We start from the raw sequence: 777 nt of genomic DNA, 5'->3' as shown, positions 1-777 counted from the left end.
GCATCTGACAAAGCCAACACAGTTAGTCGTTGAATGGCAGCAATCGACTCTAACTGGGTAGCTTCGAGATTTAATCCGGCGGTTTTGAGGGTGGCAAACAGTTGTTCAATTCGCCATCGCCATGTGTACCATCGAAGCACTTGTAGTGCTTGTTCTAAACAAATGACTTGGTGAGTAGTCAACAATCGCCAATGAATCGGTTCTTGACCTACAGGGGGGTTGACTTCCACTGCTTCAACTGCGTAAAGCATCACACTTGCAGGATAATCTAAGGTACTTAATTTATCTGGACGTTGAATTTTCACCACCGCACGGCGAACAATTAATAATGCCTCCCTTGCGGTTCTACCGATACGTGAATCTGCTGGGACATCCACGGTATAAGTTCCCTCGCTAGGTTGTTGGTTTAAATACGTATAAAGCGATTGAGTTTGTTCTGCAAGGCGACGGTCTTGGCGCGCTCTTACCAAGACATGATTATCTCGATTTGGTACAGTGGCAAATTCCTCATATAAATCGCTTTCTCGGTCGGCGATATGAGTCACTACTTTGGCTGACCCAAGACTCAAACATCTTTGAGTATCGGTTGCCGAACGCAGCCATTTATATGACTCTTCCTGTTCTATCGGCAATTTTTGGTAGTTTCGCTCATGCTTATCAGCATGGTTTATGTCTCGAGTCCATAGTTGTACTGCGCTTATCCCCAAGGGAAATCCATTTTCTGCATCCAATATTAGGGTTGGATGAATATAAAAACCTACATCCGTGTTGTTTCCT

At 44.5% G+C, this 777-nt stretch carries 1 protein-coding gene; it reads right to left on the bottom strand.

What is annotated here, in order from left to right:
- The coding region (locus tag RMZ41_RS31960) for an IS4 family transposase (protein ID WP_409876332.1) at window positions 1-777 on the bottom strand (777 nt) is incomplete at both ends.

It is taken from the genome of Nostoc sp. DedVER02 (genome assembly GCF_034530675.2).
Classification (GTDB): domain Bacteria; phylum Cyanobacteriota; class Cyanobacteriia; order Cyanobacteriales; family Nostocaceae; genus Nostoc.
This window is presented reverse-complemented; position numbering and strand designations above follow the sequence as displayed.